Origin of the sequence: Micromonospora chaiyaphumensis (assembly GCF_900091435.1) — a bacterium.
GTDB lineage: Bacteria > Actinomycetota > Actinomycetes > Mycobacteriales > Micromonosporaceae > Micromonospora > Micromonospora chaiyaphumensis.
Map to the genome: position 1 here is coordinate 70,554 of NZ_FMCS01000007.1, position 17,004 is coordinate 87,557.

General features: G+C 75.4%; 15 protein-coding genes. 5 read left to right on the plus strand and 10 right to left on the minus strand.

All coding sequences use genetic code 11. The annotated features are described in order from the left end of the window. Window positions 1–12: 12 nt before the first annotated feature. Window positions 13–921, minus strand: coding sequence for a winged helix-turn-helix transcriptional regulator (locus tag GA0070214_RS19640; protein ID WP_091265788.1), 909 nt, complete (start codon window positions 919–921; stop codon window positions 13–15). 84 nt (window positions 922–1,005) lie between these two features. On the opposite strand from GA0070214_RS19640, the gene GA0070214_RS19645 reads away from it, so the two are divergent. Then, window positions 1,006–2,268, plus strand: a complete 1,263-nt coding sequence (locus GA0070214_RS19645; protein ID WP_091265791.1) for an MFS transporter — start codon at window positions 1,006–1,008, stop codon at window positions 2,266–2,268. 6 nt (window positions 2,269–2,274) lie between these two features. Here GA0070214_RS19645 and GA0070214_RS19650 read toward each other — a convergent pair whose 3' ends face one another. Continuing rightward, complete coding sequence (locus GA0070214_RS19650) at window positions 2,275–2,646, minus strand: winged helix-turn-helix transcriptional regulator (RefSeq protein WP_091265795.1); 372 nt, start codon at window positions 2,644–2,646, stop codon at window positions 2,275–2,277. Between the two features lie 54 nt (window positions 2,647–2,700). On the opposite strand from GA0070214_RS19650, the gene GA0070214_RS19655 reads away from it, so the two are divergent. Beyond that, window positions 2,701–3,546, plus strand: coding sequence for an MBL fold metallo-hydrolase (locus GA0070214_RS19655; RefSeq protein ID WP_091265798.1), 846 nt, complete (start codon window positions 2,701–2,703; stop codon window positions 3,544–3,546). Between the two features lie 100 nt (window positions 3,547–3,646). Here GA0070214_RS19655 and GA0070214_RS19660 read toward each other — a convergent pair whose 3' ends face one another. Beyond that, window positions 3,647–4,720, minus strand: a complete 1,074-nt coding sequence (locus tag GA0070214_RS19660) for a DUF4037 domain-containing protein (protein ID WP_091265802.1) — start codon at window positions 4,718–4,720, stop codon at window positions 3,647–3,649. A 104-nt stretch (window positions 4,721–4,824) separates the two neighbouring features. Between GA0070214_RS19660 and GA0070214_RS19665 the strand changes: the two genes are divergently transcribed. Beyond that, entirely contained in the window at window positions 4,825–5,748 is a 924-nt protein-coding gene (locus GA0070214_RS19665) for a 5'-3' exonuclease (RefSeq protein ID WP_091265805.1), read from the plus strand. Window positions 5,749–5,789: 41 nt separating this feature from the next. Here the strand turns inward: GA0070214_RS19665 and GA0070214_RS19670 are convergent, their stop codons facing one another. Continuing rightward, window positions 5,790–6,662, minus strand: a complete 873-nt coding sequence (locus GA0070214_RS19670; RefSeq protein WP_091265807.1) for an MHYT domain-containing protein — start codon at window positions 6,660–6,662, stop codon at window positions 5,790–5,792. Between the two features lie 166 nt (window positions 6,663–6,828). Then, window positions 6,829–9,630 carry a DEAD/DEAH box helicase gene (locus GA0070214_RS19675; protein ID WP_091265811.1) on the minus strand — a complete coding sequence of 934 codons (2,802 nt, stop codon included), beginning with the start codon at window positions 9,628–9,630 and terminating at the stop codon, window positions 6,829–6,831. 86 nt (window positions 9,631–9,716) lie between these two features. On the opposite strand from GA0070214_RS19675, the gene GA0070214_RS19680 reads away from it, so the two are divergent. Both GA0070214_RS19680 and GA0070214_RS19685 read left to right on the plus strand, forming a co-directional pair. After that, on the plus strand, window positions 9,717–10,481 hold the full coding sequence (locus tag GA0070214_RS19680; RefSeq protein ID WP_091266619.1) for an HAD family hydrolase: 765 nt from the start codon (window positions 9,717–9,719) through the stop codon (window positions 10,479–10,481). Between the two features lie 80 nt (window positions 10,482–10,561). Further along, entirely contained in the window at window positions 10,562–11,527 is a 966-nt protein-coding gene (locus GA0070214_RS19685) for an EamA family transporter (protein WP_091265815.1), read from the plus strand. Here GA0070214_RS19685 and GA0070214_RS19690 read toward each other — a convergent pair. From GA0070214_RS19690 to GA0070214_RS19710, 5 genes are all read right to left on the minus strand, one after another. Further along, entirely contained in the window at window positions 11,490–12,416 is a 927-nt protein-coding gene (locus GA0070214_RS19690; RefSeq protein WP_091265820.1) for a diacylglycerol kinase, read from the minus strand. The genes GA0070214_RS19685 and GA0070214_RS19690 overlap by 38 nt on opposite strands. A 60-nt stretch (window positions 12,417–12,476) precedes the next feature. After that, a complete protein-coding gene (locus GA0070214_RS19695; protein WP_091265823.1) occupies window positions 12,477–13,520 on the minus strand; it encodes a zinc-dependent alcohol dehydrogenase family protein in 1,044 nt (347 codons plus the stop codon). A 138-nt stretch (window positions 13,521–13,658) separates the two neighbouring features. Next, window positions 13,659–14,354 carry a hypothetical protein gene (locus tag GA0070214_RS19700; RefSeq protein ID WP_091265827.1) on the minus strand — a complete coding sequence of 232 codons (696 nt, stop codon included), beginning with the start codon at window positions 14,352–14,354 and terminating at the stop codon, window positions 13,659–13,661. 182 nt (window positions 14,355–14,536) lie between these two features. Further along, window positions 14,537–16,588 carry an amylo-alpha-1,6-glucosidase gene (locus GA0070214_RS19705; RefSeq protein ID WP_091265830.1) on the minus strand — a complete coding sequence of 684 codons (2,052 nt, stop codon included), beginning with the start codon at window positions 16,586–16,588 and terminating at the stop codon, window positions 14,537–14,539. After that, window positions 16,585–16,953, minus strand: a complete 369-nt coding sequence (locus tag GA0070214_RS19710; RefSeq protein WP_167364297.1) for an SCP2 sterol-binding domain-containing protein — start codon at window positions 16,951–16,953, stop codon at window positions 16,585–16,587. Before GA0070214_RS19710 ends, GA0070214_RS19705 begins: the two co-directional genes overlap by 4 nt. Between the last annotated feature and the right edge of the window lie 51 nt (window positions 16,954–17,004).

Sequence of the window (17,004 nt, forward strand, 5' to 3'; positions counted from 1 at the left end):
GGCGGCCGCAGGTCAGGACCGGCGGGACCCCGGGGCCGCGTCGGCGGCGGTGCGGCGGCGCACCTCGGCGAGCATCTCGTCGACCGAACCGGCCGGGTCGGTGACCGGGAACTGCACCGCCCGCACCACCGCCTCCGGGTCCAGCAGCAGGGTGAGCCGCTTGAACCGGGCCACGCCACCGGCCCGGAAGGTGGGCAGCAGCAGGCCCGCGGCGAGCCGACCGTCCTCGTCGGACAGCAGCGGGTACGGCAGCCGCGCGTGCGCCGCGAACGCGGCGAGCTGGTCCGGACGCTGGGTGCTGACACCCCGCACCTCCGCCCCGGCCGCCTGGAACAGCGGGTGCCGGTCGGCGTACGTCCGGGACTCCAGCGTGCACCCGGCGGCACCGGGGATCTCGCCCCAGGCCGGCGGCAGGGCCGGCGTGCCCGGCGCGAACGCCCCCGGGAAGAGGTAGAGCACGGTCCATCGACCGGGCACCGCCGGCGGCTCCGCGCCGCCGTCGTGCCTGGGCAGGCTCATCGGGGGTACGCGGCGGCCGACCAGCCGGTGCGCCCGGCGCGCCTCGGCCGAGTCCGCGTCGGCGGTCGCGGTCAGCGCTCCGTCGCCCATCACGTGCCGGGTCCCCCAGTCCTGGAGGGCCACCAGCACCGGCAGCAGGGCCTCCCCCTTGGGCGTGAGCAGGTAGTCGTGGCGCGGCGGGTGCACCGAGTACGGCTCGCGGCGCAGCACGCCGTGCGCGACCAGCCCACCCAGCCGCTCGGTGAGCGCGCGCCGGCTGACGCCCAGTTCGCGCTGGAGCCCGTCGAACCGGGTGACGCCACCGGCGATCTCGCGCACGATCAGCACCGTCCACCAGTCGCCCAGCACGCCGAGCGCCTGCGCGATGCCGCAGTCGGCGTCGCCGAGGTCCGCCCGTCTCACATCCCACCTCCCGCTCGACCCGAGGCCTCGACTATAGTCCGTTTCAGATTGGAACTCACTGGCTTCGGATCGGGGGTTGGCGGCATGTCCGTCGGGCAGGGGGCCGGGGTGTTCTGGCGCTGGTGGACCGCCGGCACCACCAGCTCGGTGGGGTCGGCGGTCGGTGCGGTCGCGTTGCCGCTGACCGCGTTGACCGTGCTGGACGCGTCCGCGTTCGAGATGGGCCTGGTGGCCGCCGCCAGCTACGTCGCCTGGCTGGTGATCGGGCTGCCCGCCGGCGTGATCGTCCAGCGGCTGCCGCTGCGCGGCGCGCAGGTCGGCGCCGACCTGGCCCGGGCCGCCGCGGTGGCCTCGGTGCCGCTCGCCTGGTGGTGGGGCCGGCTCACCGTCGCCCAGCTGGTCGTCGTGGCGCTGGTGGTCAGCTTCGCCAACGTGCTGTTCGACGTCGCCAACGCCACCTTCCTACCGGCCATCGTGAGCCGCGACCAGCTGCACTCCCGCAACAGCCTCACCTCGGCCACCCACGCCGCCACCCAGCTCAGCGGGCCCTCCCTGGGCGGCGTGGCGGTGCAGGCCCTCGGCGCGGTGCCGGCCGTGCTGGTCGACGCGGCCAGCTACCTGGTCTCCGCCGCGCTGCTCGGGTCGCTGCCCGCGCGCCGGGTCGACGCTCCGGACCGGTGGCCCCCGGTCCGCGCCATGATCGGCGAGGGCTGGCGGTACGTCACCCGCCACCCGGTGATGGGACCGACCATGTGGACGGCCACGGCCGTCAACTTCGTCTGCGGGGCGCAGCTCGCCGTCTACCCGCTCTACCTGGTCCGGGAGCTGCACGCACCGGCCGCGCTGGTCGGTGTGCTGCTCGCGGTCGAGGGGGTCGGCTCGCTGGTCGGCGCGACCCTGACCCCGTGGATCACCCGACGGTGGGGCACCGCCCGGTCGCTGCTGGTCGCGTGCCTGGTGTCCGTCGGCGGCGCATTCGTGGTCCCGTTGGGCGTCGGCTGGCCCGCGTACCTGGCGTTCGCGGCCGGCAACGTGGTCTTCGCCGGCGGCGTGGTGGTGCTCAGCGTGACCACCCGCACCTACCGGCAGACCGCGAGCCCGCCCGAGCTGCTGTCCCGGGTCATGGCGACCGTGCGGTTCGTCTCCTGGGGCGCCATCCCGGTCGGCGGGCTGCTCGCCGGGGCGCTCGCCGGACTGGCCGGCGCCCGGGTCACGCTGTTCTGCTTCGCCGCCGCCACCGTGCTCGCTCCCCTGGCGCTGCTGCTGTCCCCGGTACGCCGCCTGCGCGACCTGACCGACCTGCGGATCGACGAGCCGACCGCCCCGGAGCCCGTCGCCGCACGCTGAGCCCCGCTAGCCGGCCTCCGCCGCGCCCCAGTCCCACATGGCCCGGAGCACCGGCAGCAGCTCCCGGCCGCGCCCGGTGAGCGTGTAGGTCACCCGGGGCGGCCACGATGCGGTCCGGTGGCGGGCGATCACGCCGGCTGCGGTCAGCTGGAGCAGGCGATCGGTCAGCACCTTGTCCGACAGGGCCGGCAGCGCGTGCGCGAGGTCGGTGAACGAGTGCGGCCCGCGGGCGACCGCGCCGATCACCAGGGCGGTCCAGCGGCCGCGCAGTGCGGCCAGGGTGACCTCGACCGGGCAGGACGGATCGGGGCGGGCGTCCGGGCCGGAGCAGAGCCGGCGCAGATCCACCCCGTCGTGGCCAACCGTTTGGTGAGTCACGAGACCGCCTCCTAGCGTTCGGCACGGCCGTTCGTCGCCAGCTCAGGGGGAACCATGCGCATCCACCATCTCAACTGCGGATCCATGCGGGAGGTCGCCCCGCCGTCCGATCCGGACGGCGCGCTCCGGCCGTTGCCCGCAGTCTGCCACTGCCTGCTCGTCGAGACCGACTCCGCCGGCCTGGTGCTCGTCGAGACCGGTTACGGCACGCTCGACGTCCGGGACCCGCAGCGGCGGCTCGGGCCGGACTTCCTCGCGTGGGCCCAGCCCGTCCTCGACCCGGAGGAGACCGCCGTCCGCCAGGTCCAGCGGCTCGGGTACGCGCCGGACGACGTCCGCCACGTCGTCGTGACCCACCTGCACCGGGACCACACCGGCGGGCTCGCCGACTTCCCGCACGCGCGCGTGCACCTGCACGAGGCCGAGCACCACGCCGCCACCGTCGTCGGCCACGACCGCTACCTGTCGGCGCACTGGGCGCACGACCCGCACTGGCTCACCTACTCCGGCGCCGACGGGGAGCGCTGGCTGGGCTTCGACGGGGTCCAGCAGCTCGCCGGCCTGCCGCCGGAGATCCTGCTGGTGCCGCTGGCCGGGCACACCCCGGGACACGTCGCCGTGGCGGTGCGACGCCCCACCGGCGGCGGCTCGGCGTGGCTGGTCCACGCCGGCGACGCCTACTTCTACCGCGGGGAGGTCCAGGCCGGCCTGCCGCCGACCCCGCCGGCGTTCGACGCCCTGCAGGCGTCCGTCGAGACGGACCGCCCGCTGCGGCTGCGCAACGTGGACCGGCTCCGCGCCCTCCTCGCCGAGCAGCCGGACCAGATCGACGTGGTCTCCGCGCACGACCCGTGGGAGTTCGCGCGGCACCGGCAGGAGGCTCCGGCGAGCTCCGTCTGACGCCCGGGCGGCCGGCGGCGGACCCGGCGTGGATTCCGTTCGACGGCTGTGCGCCGGCGCGGGCCCTGCGCGGGTTCGTCGCCGGCCGGACCGTCGGTGCTCAGTCCGGGAGGACGGCGGCGGCGACCCGCCGGGCCCGGTCCGGGTGGGTGAGCACGTCGACGTTGTCGAGGTACTGGTCCACCCCGCCCACCGGCGGGCGTTCGCGCAGCACCGGGTCGGTGATCGCGGCCCGCAACGCGCCCGTGAACCGCTCGGCGTCGAGAACCAGGAACGGCCGGTCGTGGAACGGTCGCGCGGCCGGGTCGACCGGCGCGGCCAGGCCGGTGTCGTTGGTCCAGGTCGCGACCGTCTCCAGCGCCCGGACCAGCCCGGCCTGCCGCCGGGGCCACCCGTCCGGGCCGAGGGCGGTGGCCAGTGCGTCCACCAGCGGCGCCGACGCCGGCAGCGTGGCGAAGACCGTGCCGAGCCATTTCGCGTACGGGGGCCAGCGGCGATGCAGCAGCAGGCCGAGCCGCATCAGGTCGCGGGCCAGCCCGGCGGTCACCACCCGGCTGCCCAGCTCGTCGCCGACCTCGGCGCAGCGGCCGGCCAGGTGCTCGGCCTGGCCGACCCGCTGCCACCCGGCCGCCAGCACGTGCCGCCAGACGTCGTCCGGATACCACGCCAGCCGGGCCCGGACGGCGGTGAGCGCCCCGTCCAGCCCGTCGTGGAACACCGCCCCGCCGGTCAGCTCGGCGAGCCGCTGCGTGGGCGCGGCCAGCCAGTCCGCCGTCGTCATCCCGGCCAGCGGATCCCCGCCGAGCCGGTCGCGCAACCACGCCCCCAGCTCGTCGACGCTCACCCCGTGCCGCTCGCCGTCGGCGCGGGCCACGCCGAGCCGGACGGTCGGGCCGCCGGTGAACCGGGTCGGCCAGCCGAGGAACTCGGTCGGCAGCTCCGCGTCGAGGACCGCCCGCACCGGCGCCACCTCGGCCGCCGTGGCGACGAAGAGCTGCGTCCGCGGCCCCCAGTCGTGGTCGGTCGACCGGGGCGTGTCCAGGCCGAGCAGCTCCGAGCCGCCGTCGAGCAGCCCGGCCGCGTAGCGCAGGCCGGGCAGCCGGCGGGCCAGCAGCGGGGCGACCACCTCGTCGTGGAACCGGTGCGCCAGGGTCAGCCCGGGTACGAACGTCACCCCGCCAGTCTGCGCACCGCACGCCGCCCGCGCCCCCCGGTTTCCCGAGCGGCGTGGGGTTGCCGGTCCCCCACCTCGTCGGTGGGGTGTGCCAGGCTGTCGGCGTGGCGAACCGACCCCCGATCCTGCTGATCGACTCCCCGAGCCTCTACTTCCGCGCCTACTTCGGCATTCCCGAGTCGGCGGCGAAGACGGCCGACGGCCAGCCGGTCAACGCCGTGCGTGGCTTCCTCGACATGCTGGCCCAGCTGGTGCGCACCCGCCGGCCCGACCGGATGGTGTGCGCGCTCGATTACGACTGGCGGCCGGCGTGGCGGGTGGAGCTGCTGCCGTCGTACAAGGCACACCGGGTCGCGCCGCAGGGCGGCGAGGTCGTGCCGGACACGCTCTCCCCGCAGGTGCCGATGATCCTGGAGGTGCTCGACGCGTTCGGCATCACCGCGGTCGGCGCCACCGGCTACGAGGCCGACGACGTGCTCGGCACCCTCTCGGTGACCCAGCCCGGCCCCGTGGAGGTGGTCTCCGGCGACCGCGACCTGTTCCAGCTCGTCGACGACGCCCGCCAGGTGCGCCTGCTCTACGTCGGCCGGGGCGTGGCCAAGCTCGACGACTGCGACGACACCGCGGTCCGCGCCCGCTACGGGGTGCCCGCCGACCGCTACGCCGACTTCGCGGCACTGCGCGGCGACCCGAGCGACGGCCTGCCCGGCGTGCCGGGGGTGGGCGAGAAGACGGCGGCCCGCCTCATCGAGCGCTACGACGGCCTGCCCGGCATCCTGGCCGCCCTGGACGACCCGGGCTCGGGCTTCGCCCCGGGGCTGCGCACCAAGCTCAACGCGGCCCGGGACTACCTGGCCGTCGCGCCGAAGGTGGTCCGGGTCGCCCTCGACGTGCCGCTGCCGGAACTGTCCACCGCGTTGCCCACGGCGCCGGCGGATTCCGACCGGCTGCTGGAGCTGGCGCAGCGGTGGAACCTGGCCGGGTCGTGCCGGCGCCTCGTGGACGCGCTCGCGCTGCCGCGCGGCTGACCGAGCGATAGATCCCGCGCCCCCTGACCGACCGAAAGCGGTCAGCGGCGGCGGGACGGGAACGGGGTTCCCGGCTGCCCCAGGGTGGACCGGGCGCGCAGGCCGACCGGGTCCGGCGCGGGCTCCCCCGCGTCGGCCTCCGGCAGCCCGTCCCGCCGCGAGTCCAGATACGCGAGGCCGGCACGGTCGTCGTCGGTCGGCGCCGCCAGCAGCGCGTAGACCAGCCCGACGACGCCGAGGACCACGGCCAGGAGGATCGGCACCAGCAGGCCGCCCACCGCGGTGCCGGCCAGCTCGCCGCGCGGCTCGTGCGGGTGCACCGACAGGGCGCTCATCCCGGTGAAGTGCATGCCGTTGACGGCGATGCCCATGACCAGGGCGGAGACGGCGATGGCCAGGCCCCGGCGCACGGTCATCGAGAGCCAGAGCGCCACCGTGGCCGCCACCACGGCGATGGCCACCGAGAGCGCGACCCGCTCCCGGTCGTAGTCGAGGGTGCCGTCCAGGCGGAGCGCGGCCATCCCCGTGTAGTGCATGGCGGCCACCCCGACGCCGGTGAACAGGCCGCCGGCGATCACCCGGACCGCCGAGAGCCGGCCGGTGCCCACGATGGCCAGGCCGATGCCGACGGCGGCCACGGCGATCGCCGTGCTGGCGGCGGTCAGCGGGATGTCGTACCGGATCCGGGTGCCCGTGACGGCGAAGCCGAGCATCGCCACGAAGTGCATGGCCCAGATCGCCGTACCGCCCAGTGCCCACGCGGCCAGCAGCCCCCACCAGGCCCGCTGGCCGGCGCCGGTCGCGGTCCGGATCCGCCCGGCGCAGACCAGCCCGAGCGCCGAGCCGAGCACGGAGAGCGCGTAACTGAGCGCGGGGGTGATCCACCCGTACTCGAAGTGATTGATCTCTGCCACGACGGCCTTCCCCCCAGTTGGGCTACCGGCGCGTAACACTTGCGCCTCGGCAATCATCGGGGTGCCGCCGAACCGGCGTGACACCGCCCCCGGATGTTCCGGGCGGTGGTGTCACAGTGACAGAGCGGTGCGTCGATTCTCCGGCCGCGCTGACCGGAAGTGATGATCAGGCGGCGGCGTGGTAGGCCAGCACCCCGCGGTTGACCGCCGCGATCGCCTGCCGGGCGGTGGAGCGCAGGTCGGCGGAGGCGCCCCCCGAGTCGGCGAGCTGGCCGAGCAGATCGACCACCTGGCGGGCCCAGCGGACGAAGTCGCCGGCCGGCATCTCGCCGTCGAACTGGTGCCCGCTGGCGAGCACCTTGGCGAGGGCCTCACCGCGGGCCCAGCGGTAGATCGGCCAGGCGAAGCCGAGGTCGGGCTCACGGGTGACCGTCAAACCCCGGGAGGCCTCGTCCGCCTCGATGTCGCCCCACAGCTTCAGCGTCTCGTCAACCGCGTCGACGACCGCGCCGCGCGGCAGCGAGGCCCGCTCGTCGACGTCCCGGCGAGCCTCGAAGACCACCACCGAGACAGCGGCGGCCAGCTCGGCCGGGGAGAGCCCGTCCCACACCTTGCGGCGCAGGCACTCGGCGACCAGCAGGTCGGCCTCGGTCCAGATCCGACCCAGCATCCGGCCGGCGTCGGTGACCTCGCCGTCGGCGGACAGGTAGCCGCGCGCGGTCAGCAGCGCGACGATCCGGTCGAAGGTACGGGCCAGCGAGCCGGTCCGCCCGGCCACCCGCTGGCGCAGCTCCTCGGTGTCGCGTTCCAGGCGGCGCCGCCGCTCGGCCCAGCGGGCGTGCTCCTCCCGCTCGGGGCAGGCGTGGCAGGGGTGCCGGCGCAGCTCGGTGCGGAGCTGGCTGAGCCGGTGGTCCTCGCCGACCGCCTGCCGGGAGCGGCCACCGCGCCGGCCGCCGTGCCGATCGAGGCCGGTGCCGCTGACCTCGGCCGCCAGGTCGCGGCGGGCCGCCGGCGAGCGGTGGTTGAAGTGCTTGGGCACCCGGATCCGGGCGAGCACCTCGGCCGGGGTGGTGAAGTCGCCGGGGCTGACCCGCCCGGCCCACCGGTCCTGCGTGAGCACCAGCGGGCGGGGCTCGCCGAAGCCGCCGGTGGCCGGGTCGAGCACCACCGCCAGGCCGGCCCGACGGCCCGACGGCACCCGGATCACGTCGCCCACCCGCAACCGCTCCAGCGAGGCCACGGCCGCCGCCTTGCGCTGGGTCTGGCCCTGCCGCGCGATGGCGCGCTCCCGGTCGGCGATGGCCACCCGCAGGGCGAAGTACTCATCGAAGTCACCGTGGTGGCAGGCGGCCTCGGCGCCGTACGCCTCGATGGTCTCGGTGTTGCGCTGTACCTGCCGGGCCAGCCCGACCACCGACCGGTCGGCCTGGAACTGCGCGAAGGACGACTCCAGCAGGGCCCGGGCCGGCTCCGCGCCGACGGTGCCGACCAGGTTGACGGCCATGTTGTAGGAGGGTCGGAAGCTGGACCGCAGCGGGTAGGTACGGGTGGAGGCGAGACCGGCGACGTGGCGGGGGTCGGTCTCCGGCGACCAGACCACCACGGCGTGCCCCTCGACGTCGATGCCGCGCCGGCCCGCCCGCCCGGTGAGCTGCGTGTATTCGCCCGGGGTGAGGTCGACGTGCGCCTCGCCGTTGAACTTGACGAGGCGCTCCAGCACCACGCAGCGGGCCGGCATGTTGATACCCAGCGCGAGCGTCTCCGTGGCGAAGACCGCCTTGACCAGGCCGCGGACGAACAGCTCCTCGACGACCTCCTTGAAGGCGGGCAGCATGCCCGCGTGGTGGGCGGCGAGCCCACGCTCCAACCCGTCGAGCCACTCCCAGTAGCCCAGCACGGTCAGGTCCTCGCCCGGGATGGCGGTGATCCGCGCCTCGACCACCTCGCGGATCTCGGCGCGCTCCTCGGGCGAGGTGAGCCGCAGCCCGGCGGCCAGGCACTGCTGGACGGCCGCCTGGCAGCCCGCCCGGCTGAAGATGAACAGGATCGCCGGGAGCAGGTTCTCCCGGTCCAGCCGCTCGACGATGTCGGGGCGCATCGGGCCGCGCCAGCGGGGCCCGCGCCGGCCCGCGCCGGGACCGGCGCTGCGCCCCTCCCCCAGCTCCAGCCGGCGCACCGTGTCCCGGGTGTAGCGCAGCAGCTCGGGGTGGACGTCGTGCTTGCGGGCCGCGTCGGCGTCGTGGAACAGGTCGAACATCCGCTTGCCGACCAGCATGTGCTGCCAGAGCGGCACCGGGCGGTGCTCGCTGACCACCACGGCGGTCTCGCCGCGCACGGTGACCAGCCAGTCGGCGAACTCCTCGGCGTTGGAGACGGTGGCGGAGAGCGAGACGAGCGTGACCGAGGCGGGCAGGTGAATGATCACCTCTTCCCACACACCGCCGCGGAACCGGTCGGCGAGGTAGTGCACCTCGTCCATCACCACGTAGGCCAGGCCCTCGAGGGTCGCCGAGCCGGCGTAGAGCATGTTGCGCAGCACCTCGGTGGTCATCACCACCACGGGCGCGTCGCCGTTGATCGCGTTGTCGCCGGTGAGCAGGCCGACCTGCTCGGCGCCGTAGCGGTCGACCAGGTCGTGGTACTTCTGGTTGGACAGCGCCTTGATCGGCGTGGTGTAGAAGCACTTGCGCCGGGTGGTCGGCCCCCCGCCGCCGTCGGCGGCCGCCGGCTTCCCGGGCGTGCCGCGCAGCGCCAGGTGTACGGCGAACTCGCCCACCACGGTCTTGCCGGCGCCGGTGGGGGCGCAGACCAGCACACCGCTTCCCCGTTCCAGGGCCTCGCACGCCTCCCGCTGGAAGTCGTCGAGGTCGAACCCCAGGTCGCGGGCGAATTCGTCCAGGGCCGGGAAGGCGGAGGCCTGCGCGGCCCGGCGGCGCGCCGCGGCGTACCGCTCGGCGGGGCTCGACATGTCCCCAAGATTAATCGGTGCGCACGACGACCACCGGCCAAGGCCGTCCGGCAGGTGGGTCGGAGCGGGTCGGTAGGGTGCACGACGTGCCGGATCATGCCGAACCGCCCCGAGTCTCGAGCGGCGCCGACGACGCCGTCCGCCCGAGCCCGTCCCGTCGGCCCGTGGAGGCGGTGCTCTTCGACTTCCACGGCACCCTCGCGCAGGTGGAGGAGCCGCGCGACTGGGTGCTCGCCGCCGCGGCGGCCTGCGGGGTCGAGCTGGACCGGGTGCGGGCCACCGCGCTGGCGGACCGGCTGCTCACGGCCGGCCGGGCGGGCGGGCCGCTGCCGGCCCGGGTGCCGCCCCGGCTGGCCGAGCTCTGGTCCGACCGGGATCTCTACCCGCACGCCCACCGGGGCGCCTACACGGGGCTGGCCGAGACGGTGGACGCCGGCATCGACGGGTTCGCCGACGCGCTCTACGAGCGGGTGCTGGTCCCCGAGGGCTGGGTGCCGTACCCGGACACCGAGCCGGTGCTCGGCGCGCTCCGGGAGGCCGGGGTGAAGGTGGCGGTGGTCAGCAACATCGGCTTCGACCTCCGGCCGCTGTTCGCCGCGTGGAAGCTCGACGAACTGGTCGACGCCTGGGCCCTGTCGTACGAGGTGGGGCGCTGCAAGCCCGACCCGGGGATCTTCCTGCGGGCGTGCGGCATGCTCGGCGTGGACCCGGAGCGCACGCTCATGGTGGGCGACACCCGCGCCGACGCGGGGGCCGTGGCCGCCGGCTGCGCCGTGCTGGTGCTGCCCTGCGCCGACCCGGGCCGGCCGAACGGGCTGGGCGCCGTGCTGGACCTGGCGCTGCGGAACTGACGGCACCGGGCGGGGGCGGGCGCCCGGACGCCGGGCGGCCCGGCGGCATCCCGGCTGACCAGCGGCGCTAGCGTAACGGCATGACGTCCGACCGCTCCTTTCGTCCCCGGCTCGCCGGACGGCTCTCCGGCGGCCGGCTCGGCGCGGTCGGGCTGGTGCTCGGCGGGGCGCTGTCGGTGCAGTTCGGCTCGGCGGTGGCCGCGCTGCTGTTCCCGCGTACCGGGGTGGCGGGCGCCGTCACCCTGCGGTTGACGATCGGCGCGCTGCTGATGCTGGCCGTGTGCCGTCCCCGGTTGCGGGGGCACGGCCGGGGCGACTGGGCGGCCGTGGTCGCCTTCGGGCTGGCCCTGGCCGGCATGAACTCGATCTTCTACCAGGCGATCGAGCGGATCCCGCTGGGACCGGCCGTGACCCTGGAGGTGCTCGGGCCGCTGGCGCTGTCCGTGGTCACCGCCCGGCGGCTGGCCGCCTGGTGCTGGGCCGGGCTGGCGCTGGCCGGCGTGGCCCTGCTCGGCCAGGGCGGGTTCGACCGGCTGGACCCGGTCGGCGCCGCGCTGGCGCTGGCGGCGGGCGCGCTGTGGGCCGCGTACATCGTCTGCTCGGCCCGGGTGGGCGGGCGGTTCCCGCGGGCCGACGGGCTGGCCCTGGCGCTCGCGGTGGCCGCACTGATCACCCTGCCGATCGGGCTGGTGGGCTCGGGGGGCCGGCTGTGGCACCCGGCGGTGCTGGGGCTCGGCACCGGGCTGGCCCTGCTCGCGTCGGTGCTGCCGTACACCCTGGAGCTGCTGGCGCTGCGGCGGCTGCCCACGGCGACCTTCGCCGTGCTCATGAGCCTCGGGCCGGCCATCGCGGCGCTGGCCGGCTGGCTGGTGCTCGGCCAGGCGCTGCACCCGGTGGAGGTGCTGGCCATCGCCCTGGTGATCGCCGCGAGCATCGGCGCGGTACGGGCCGGCACCCCGGCCGCCGCGCCGCCGCCCGCCGGGACGGGCGCCGAGGGCGGCGCGCTGGTCAGCGCAGCAGCCGCACCGCCGCCGGCACCGCGCTGACCCGCACCGGAAGGTCGAACGCCCGCTCCCCGTCGACGTACGTGGTGATGCCCTCGGCGTCCAGCTCGACGGTCCGGGCCCGGTAGCTGCGGACCAGCGGGTGCGTGACGTGGGTGCCCTCGTAGATGCGGGGCTTGACCCGCATGAGGGTGCGCCGGTCGAAGCGGCCGCCCACCACCACGTCCAGCAGGCCGTCGTGCGGGTCGGCGTCGGGGCAGATCCGCATGCCGCCGCCGTAGCTGGCCGCGTTGCCGACCGCCACCAGCACGGCATCCAGCTCGTGCTCCACGCCGTCCAGGCGCAACCGGTAGCGACGCGGCCGCAGCCGGGCCAGCTCGACCAGGATGGCCAGGTCGTAGCGGCGCGGGCCGCGCGGCCAGCGCATCCGGTTGGCCCGCTCGTTGACGATCGCGTCGAAGCCCGCGGCCAGGACGGCGCCGTACCAGCGGTCGCCGCCGCCCGGGGTGGTGAGCCGGGCCAGATCGACCGGGTGGGTGCGGCCGGCGCGCAGCGCGTCGGCGATCACCGCCGCGGCGGCGAGGGGGTCGGCCGGGAAGCCGGTGTCCACGGCGAAGTCGTTGCCCGTGCCGGCGGGCACCGGACCGAACGGCACCGCCGTGCCGGCGACCGCCTGCAACGCCCGGTGCACGGTGCCGTCCCCGCCGACCGCGACCAGCGCCCCGGCGCCACCCGCGACCGCGGCGTGGCACGCCGCCTCCGCCTCCTCCGGGGTACGCGCCGCCAGCAGCTCGACCGGCCGGCCGGCGCCGCCCAGCCGCTCCAGCAGCCGGGGCAGCAGGCCACGGTGCCGTCCCCGGCCGGCCGTCGGGTTGGTGAGCACGGCCACCGGGCCGGGCGGGACAAGATCGTGCGCGGTCACGGCGAGCACCGTACGGCACGAACCACGCCGCTCACCAGGGGAGACACCCCTATCCGCGGCCGCCGCGGGTCAGAAGGTGATACGCACCTTCAGCGCGGTCCGCTCGTCCATGGCCCGGTAGCCCTCCGGCACCCCGTCGAGGGTCACCGACCGGTCGAAGACCGGGGACGGGTCGATGGTGCCGGCCAGCACGTCGGCCAGCAGTTCCGGGATGTAGGCCCGGGCCGGCGCGACGCCACCGGCGAGGGCCACGTTGCGGTCGAACATCTGGCCGATGTCCACCCCGGCGCTGCCGCCGTGCGGGACGCCCACGTAGCCGACGGCGCCGCCGTCGCGGGCGATGGAGATCGCGGTCCGCATCGAGTCCTCGGTGCCGACCGCCTCCAGCACGGCGTGCGCGCCCTGCCCCCTGGTCAGCTCCCGCACCGCGGCGATCGCCGCCTCGCCGCGCTCCGCCACCACGTCGGTGGCTCCGAAGGAGCGGGCGATGTCGGTGCGGGCGGTGTGCCGGCCCAGCGCGATGATCTGCTCCGCGCCGAGCCGCTTCGCGGCGAGCACCCCGCAGAGCCCGACCGCGCCGTCGCCGACCACGGCGACGGTGGCGCCGGGGCGGACCCGGGCGGCGAGCGCGGCGTGATGGCCGGTGGCCAGCACGTCGGAGAGCGCCAGCAGCGCAGTGAGCAGCCGCTGGTCGCCGGCCGCCTCGGCGGGCAGCTTCACGAGGGTGCCGTCGGCGTACGGGACCCGGACGGCCTCGCCCTGACCGCCGTCGGAGCCGACGGACCCCCAGAAGCCGCCGTGCGGGCAGGACGTGTGCAGCCCCTCGCGGCAGAAGTCGCAGGTGCCGTCGGACCAGACGAACGGCGCCACCACGAGGTCGCCGACCCGCACCGAGGCGACCTCGGCGCCGACCGCCTCGACCACGCCGAGGAACTCGTGCCCGATGCGCTGACCCGGCTGCCGCTGCGCCACCCCCCGGTACGCCCACAGGTCGCTGCCGCAGATGCAGGCCAGCACGGTGCGGACGACGGCGTCGGTGGCGGTACGGACGGCGGCGTCGGGCACCTCCTCGACCCGGATGTCGTTCGGACCGTGGATCACGGTGGCGCGCATGGGCGGGGATCCTCCCGGTGAGCGGGGCGACGCCGGGCCGGTGCGGCGGGCGGCGGGGCGGGCGGCCCCGGGCGAACACTAGACCGCCCGGGACGCGCCGCGACCCCGCTCCGTGCGGCGCGTGGCCGGAGTCACCGGTCAGCGCACCACGAGCCGCTTGGTCACCGAGGGAACGCCGTCGCCCTTGGCCCTCAGGGCCCAGGTGCCGGCTCCACCGAGCGTCACGACCCCCACGGCCGTCCCGTTCGCCGCCACCTTGACCTGCCCGACCCGCTTGCCGTCCGGGTTGAGCACGTTCAGCGTCCGGGGGTCGTTGATCTTGTTGGTCACCTTGAGCTGGATCTTCTCTCCGGGCTCGGCGATCAGCCCGTCCGCGCCGGTGATCCCGGCCTCGGTCAGCTCGACGGCGACCTCGCGGTCGTACGCCGTCTCGGCCGCGGCGCTGGCCACGGTGCCGTCGTCGGAGACGGTGATCCGGGCCCGCACGCCGTCGCCCTGCCGGCCGGGCTTGCAGGCGACCTCGTACAGGCCGGTGGCGAGGGTGGCGCTCAGGTCGCCGGTCTTGCCCGGTGCGACCTCCGCCGTCTCGGCGACCACCTTGGTGAACCCGTCCTCCGCGCGGCCGTACAGGTAGACCCCGGTGGCCTGCTGCCCCCGGTTGGTCACCGCGAAGGTGACCGCGCCCGGGGTGAAGAGGGTCGTGGCCACCTCGCAACTGGTGTCGGTGGCGGTCACCGGGACCTGAGCGCCCTCCGGGGCGGGGTCGTCACCGCAGGCGGTGAGGGCGGCGGTGGCGCAGATCGCGACCACGACGGCGGCGGTACGGCTCTTCATCGGCTCTCCGAGGCGGAGGTCAGCGCGCTGACCAGGACGGACGCCGATCATCACCCCGGCACACCGCCCGGGGGGACTTCGGCGGAGTCAGCAGAGTCTAAGCACTCCCGGCGTCCTGGCAAGGGCAGCGGTTGGCACGGGGTCGACGGCCCCCGGCCGGGCTGCCCCGATGCGCGGCGTAGTCAATGGTCGGCGTGGGCCAGCCCGCTGCCGATCACGTCCCGCCGGCCCCACCGGCCCGGCACGTCGAGCAGTTCCACCCGGCCGAACCGGGCCGGCACCCGCGGCGCCATGAGCAGGTGCTCACCGACCGTCTCCAGCCCGAGCAGGGCGCGCAGCAGCAGGAACGGGGCGGCCGTCGCCATGGCCTGCGGGTTGTTCGCGGTCGGGTAGCGCACCGGATACTCGGTCAGCTCGCGCGGGTAGCCGGCGAACGCCTCGGGCAGCCGGCCGTGGAAGTACCCGGACACGTCCACGATGGCCTCGGCGATCCTCCCCGCCTCCTCGGCGAAGCCGTACCGGCGCAGGCCCCAGGTGATCAGCGCGTTGTCGAACGGCCACACCGCACCGACGTGGTAGCCGAGCGGGTTGTACCGCTCCTGGCCGGTGGCCAGGGTGCGGATCCCCCAGCCGGAGAAGAGCCGGGGACCGACCAGGTGGGCCGCGACCTGCGCGGCCCGGTCCGCGGGGACGATGCCGCTCCACAGCAGGTGGCCCATGTTGGACGCCAGCGCGTCGACCTGCCGGCCGTCGCCGTCCAGGGCGAGCGCGTAGTAGCCCCGGTCGGCGATCCAGAAGTCCCGGTTGAAGCGTTCCCGCAGCGCCGCGGCCTCCCCCTCCAGCCGGTCGGCGTACGCCGGGTCGCCCCAGAACTCCCGCGCCATCCGCGCGCCGCGCAGCTTCGCGTCGTACGCGTACCCCTGGAGCTCGCAGGTGGCCAGCGGCGGGCCGGGCAGCCGCCCGTCGGCGTAGCAGATCGCCTCCGGCGAGTCCTTCCAGCCCTGGTTCGCCACGCCCGAGTGCTCGTTACGCCGCAGGTACCGGACGTAGCCGTCACCGAGCAGGTCGCCGTACTCGTCGATCCAGTGCAGCGCCGCCCGGGTCTCGTCCTCGAACTCCCGCACCAGGTCGACGTCGCCGCTCCACTGCTCGTACTCGTCGAGCAGGATCACGTAGAGCGGGGTGGCGTCGGCGCTGCCGTAGTACGGGGACTGCGGGCGCTCCTCGAAGGCCACCATCTCCCCGTAGCGGAACTCGCGGAGGATCTTGCCGGGTTCCTCGTCGCGGAAGTCGTCGAGCACCGCACCCTGGTCGATGCCGAGCATCCGCACCGTGGCCGACGCCAGCTCGGACGCGACGGGCAGCGCCATGAAGCTGGTCAGGATGCTGTCCCGGCCGGTGATGGTGGCCGCCCAGGGCAGCCCGGCGGCGGGCATCACCTGGTCGGGCAGGGTCAATGGCGAGTAGCGCAGGGCCGCCAGATCCACCAGGCTGCGCCGGTAGACGTCGGTCAGCGCCTCCCAGTCGCAACTGAGCTGCGGCGCCCGGGACAGCCACCCGGCCAGGTCGTCCTGCCGCTCGTGGAGGCGGGCCCGGGGCCGCCGCTCCAACCGGGCCCGGACGTCCACACCGTCCGGGCGCAGCACGAGCGACCGGACCCGCAGCTTCACCGTCCAGGCCTCCTTGGACGCCAGCCGCACGGTCCAGGTGAGGCCCCGCTCGTCCACCCGCACCGGTTCGCTGCTGGTCACCACCGTCTCCCGCTGGAACCTCTCCCGCTGGTAGCCGAGGCACAGCCCGCGCTCCTCGCGCCGGTGGTAGAGCCGTCCCGGCGGCGTGCGGTCGGCGGCGACGCCCAGGATCGGCGCGAAGTCGCTGCCCACGTCGAGCCGCACGGTGAAATCCTCCGGCGCGTGATGGTGGTTGAACACCGTCAGGCGCTCCTCGAACACACCCCCGTTGATCGTCCGCTCCCGGATCAGCGACGACTTGGCGTCCACGTAGTGGGTCGGCGCGCCCGGGACCAGGAAGAAGCGCAGGTGGAGGTGGTCCCGCTCGGCGGTGGAGAGCTTACTCAGGCGCTCCCCGTTCAGGGTGAGGCGCCAGACCGACAGGAACCGGGTGTCGAAGTCGAAGAAGCCGACCGGGTTGATCCTGGTCGCCTCGATGTCGCCGTTGTCGTCGCTGAGCACGAAGACGTTGCCGTCCAGTACGCGGACCAGGTTCGGGTTCATCCGGGTTCCCCGGTCAGGGCCCGCGGATGCCGTGCCGCGGGCGGCGCCGGGAAGAGCCGCTCCAGCAGCACCACGAACCGGAAGTGCCCCTCGGCGGTGATGTCGTTGCGCAACCAGGCCGTGAGCGGCTTGGCCTCCCCCCGGCACATCCGGAGGAAGAAGTCCCGCCGGGTCCGGATCACCGTGTCGGCCTGCCGCGCCCGGCGGTCCACCCCGATCCGCCCGTTGTCGATGGTCAGGTGCCAGACGTCGAGCCCGTCGGTCCCCTCCAGCTCGAACCGGATCGTGCCGGCGGTGCGGCGCAGCAGCCGCCCCGGTGCCTGCCGGGCGAGCTGCGCGAAGAACGCCTCGATCGGATCGGACACCACATTGCCTCCCGGGAGAGGGCCGTCGCGCCACCGGCACCGATGCTCGGC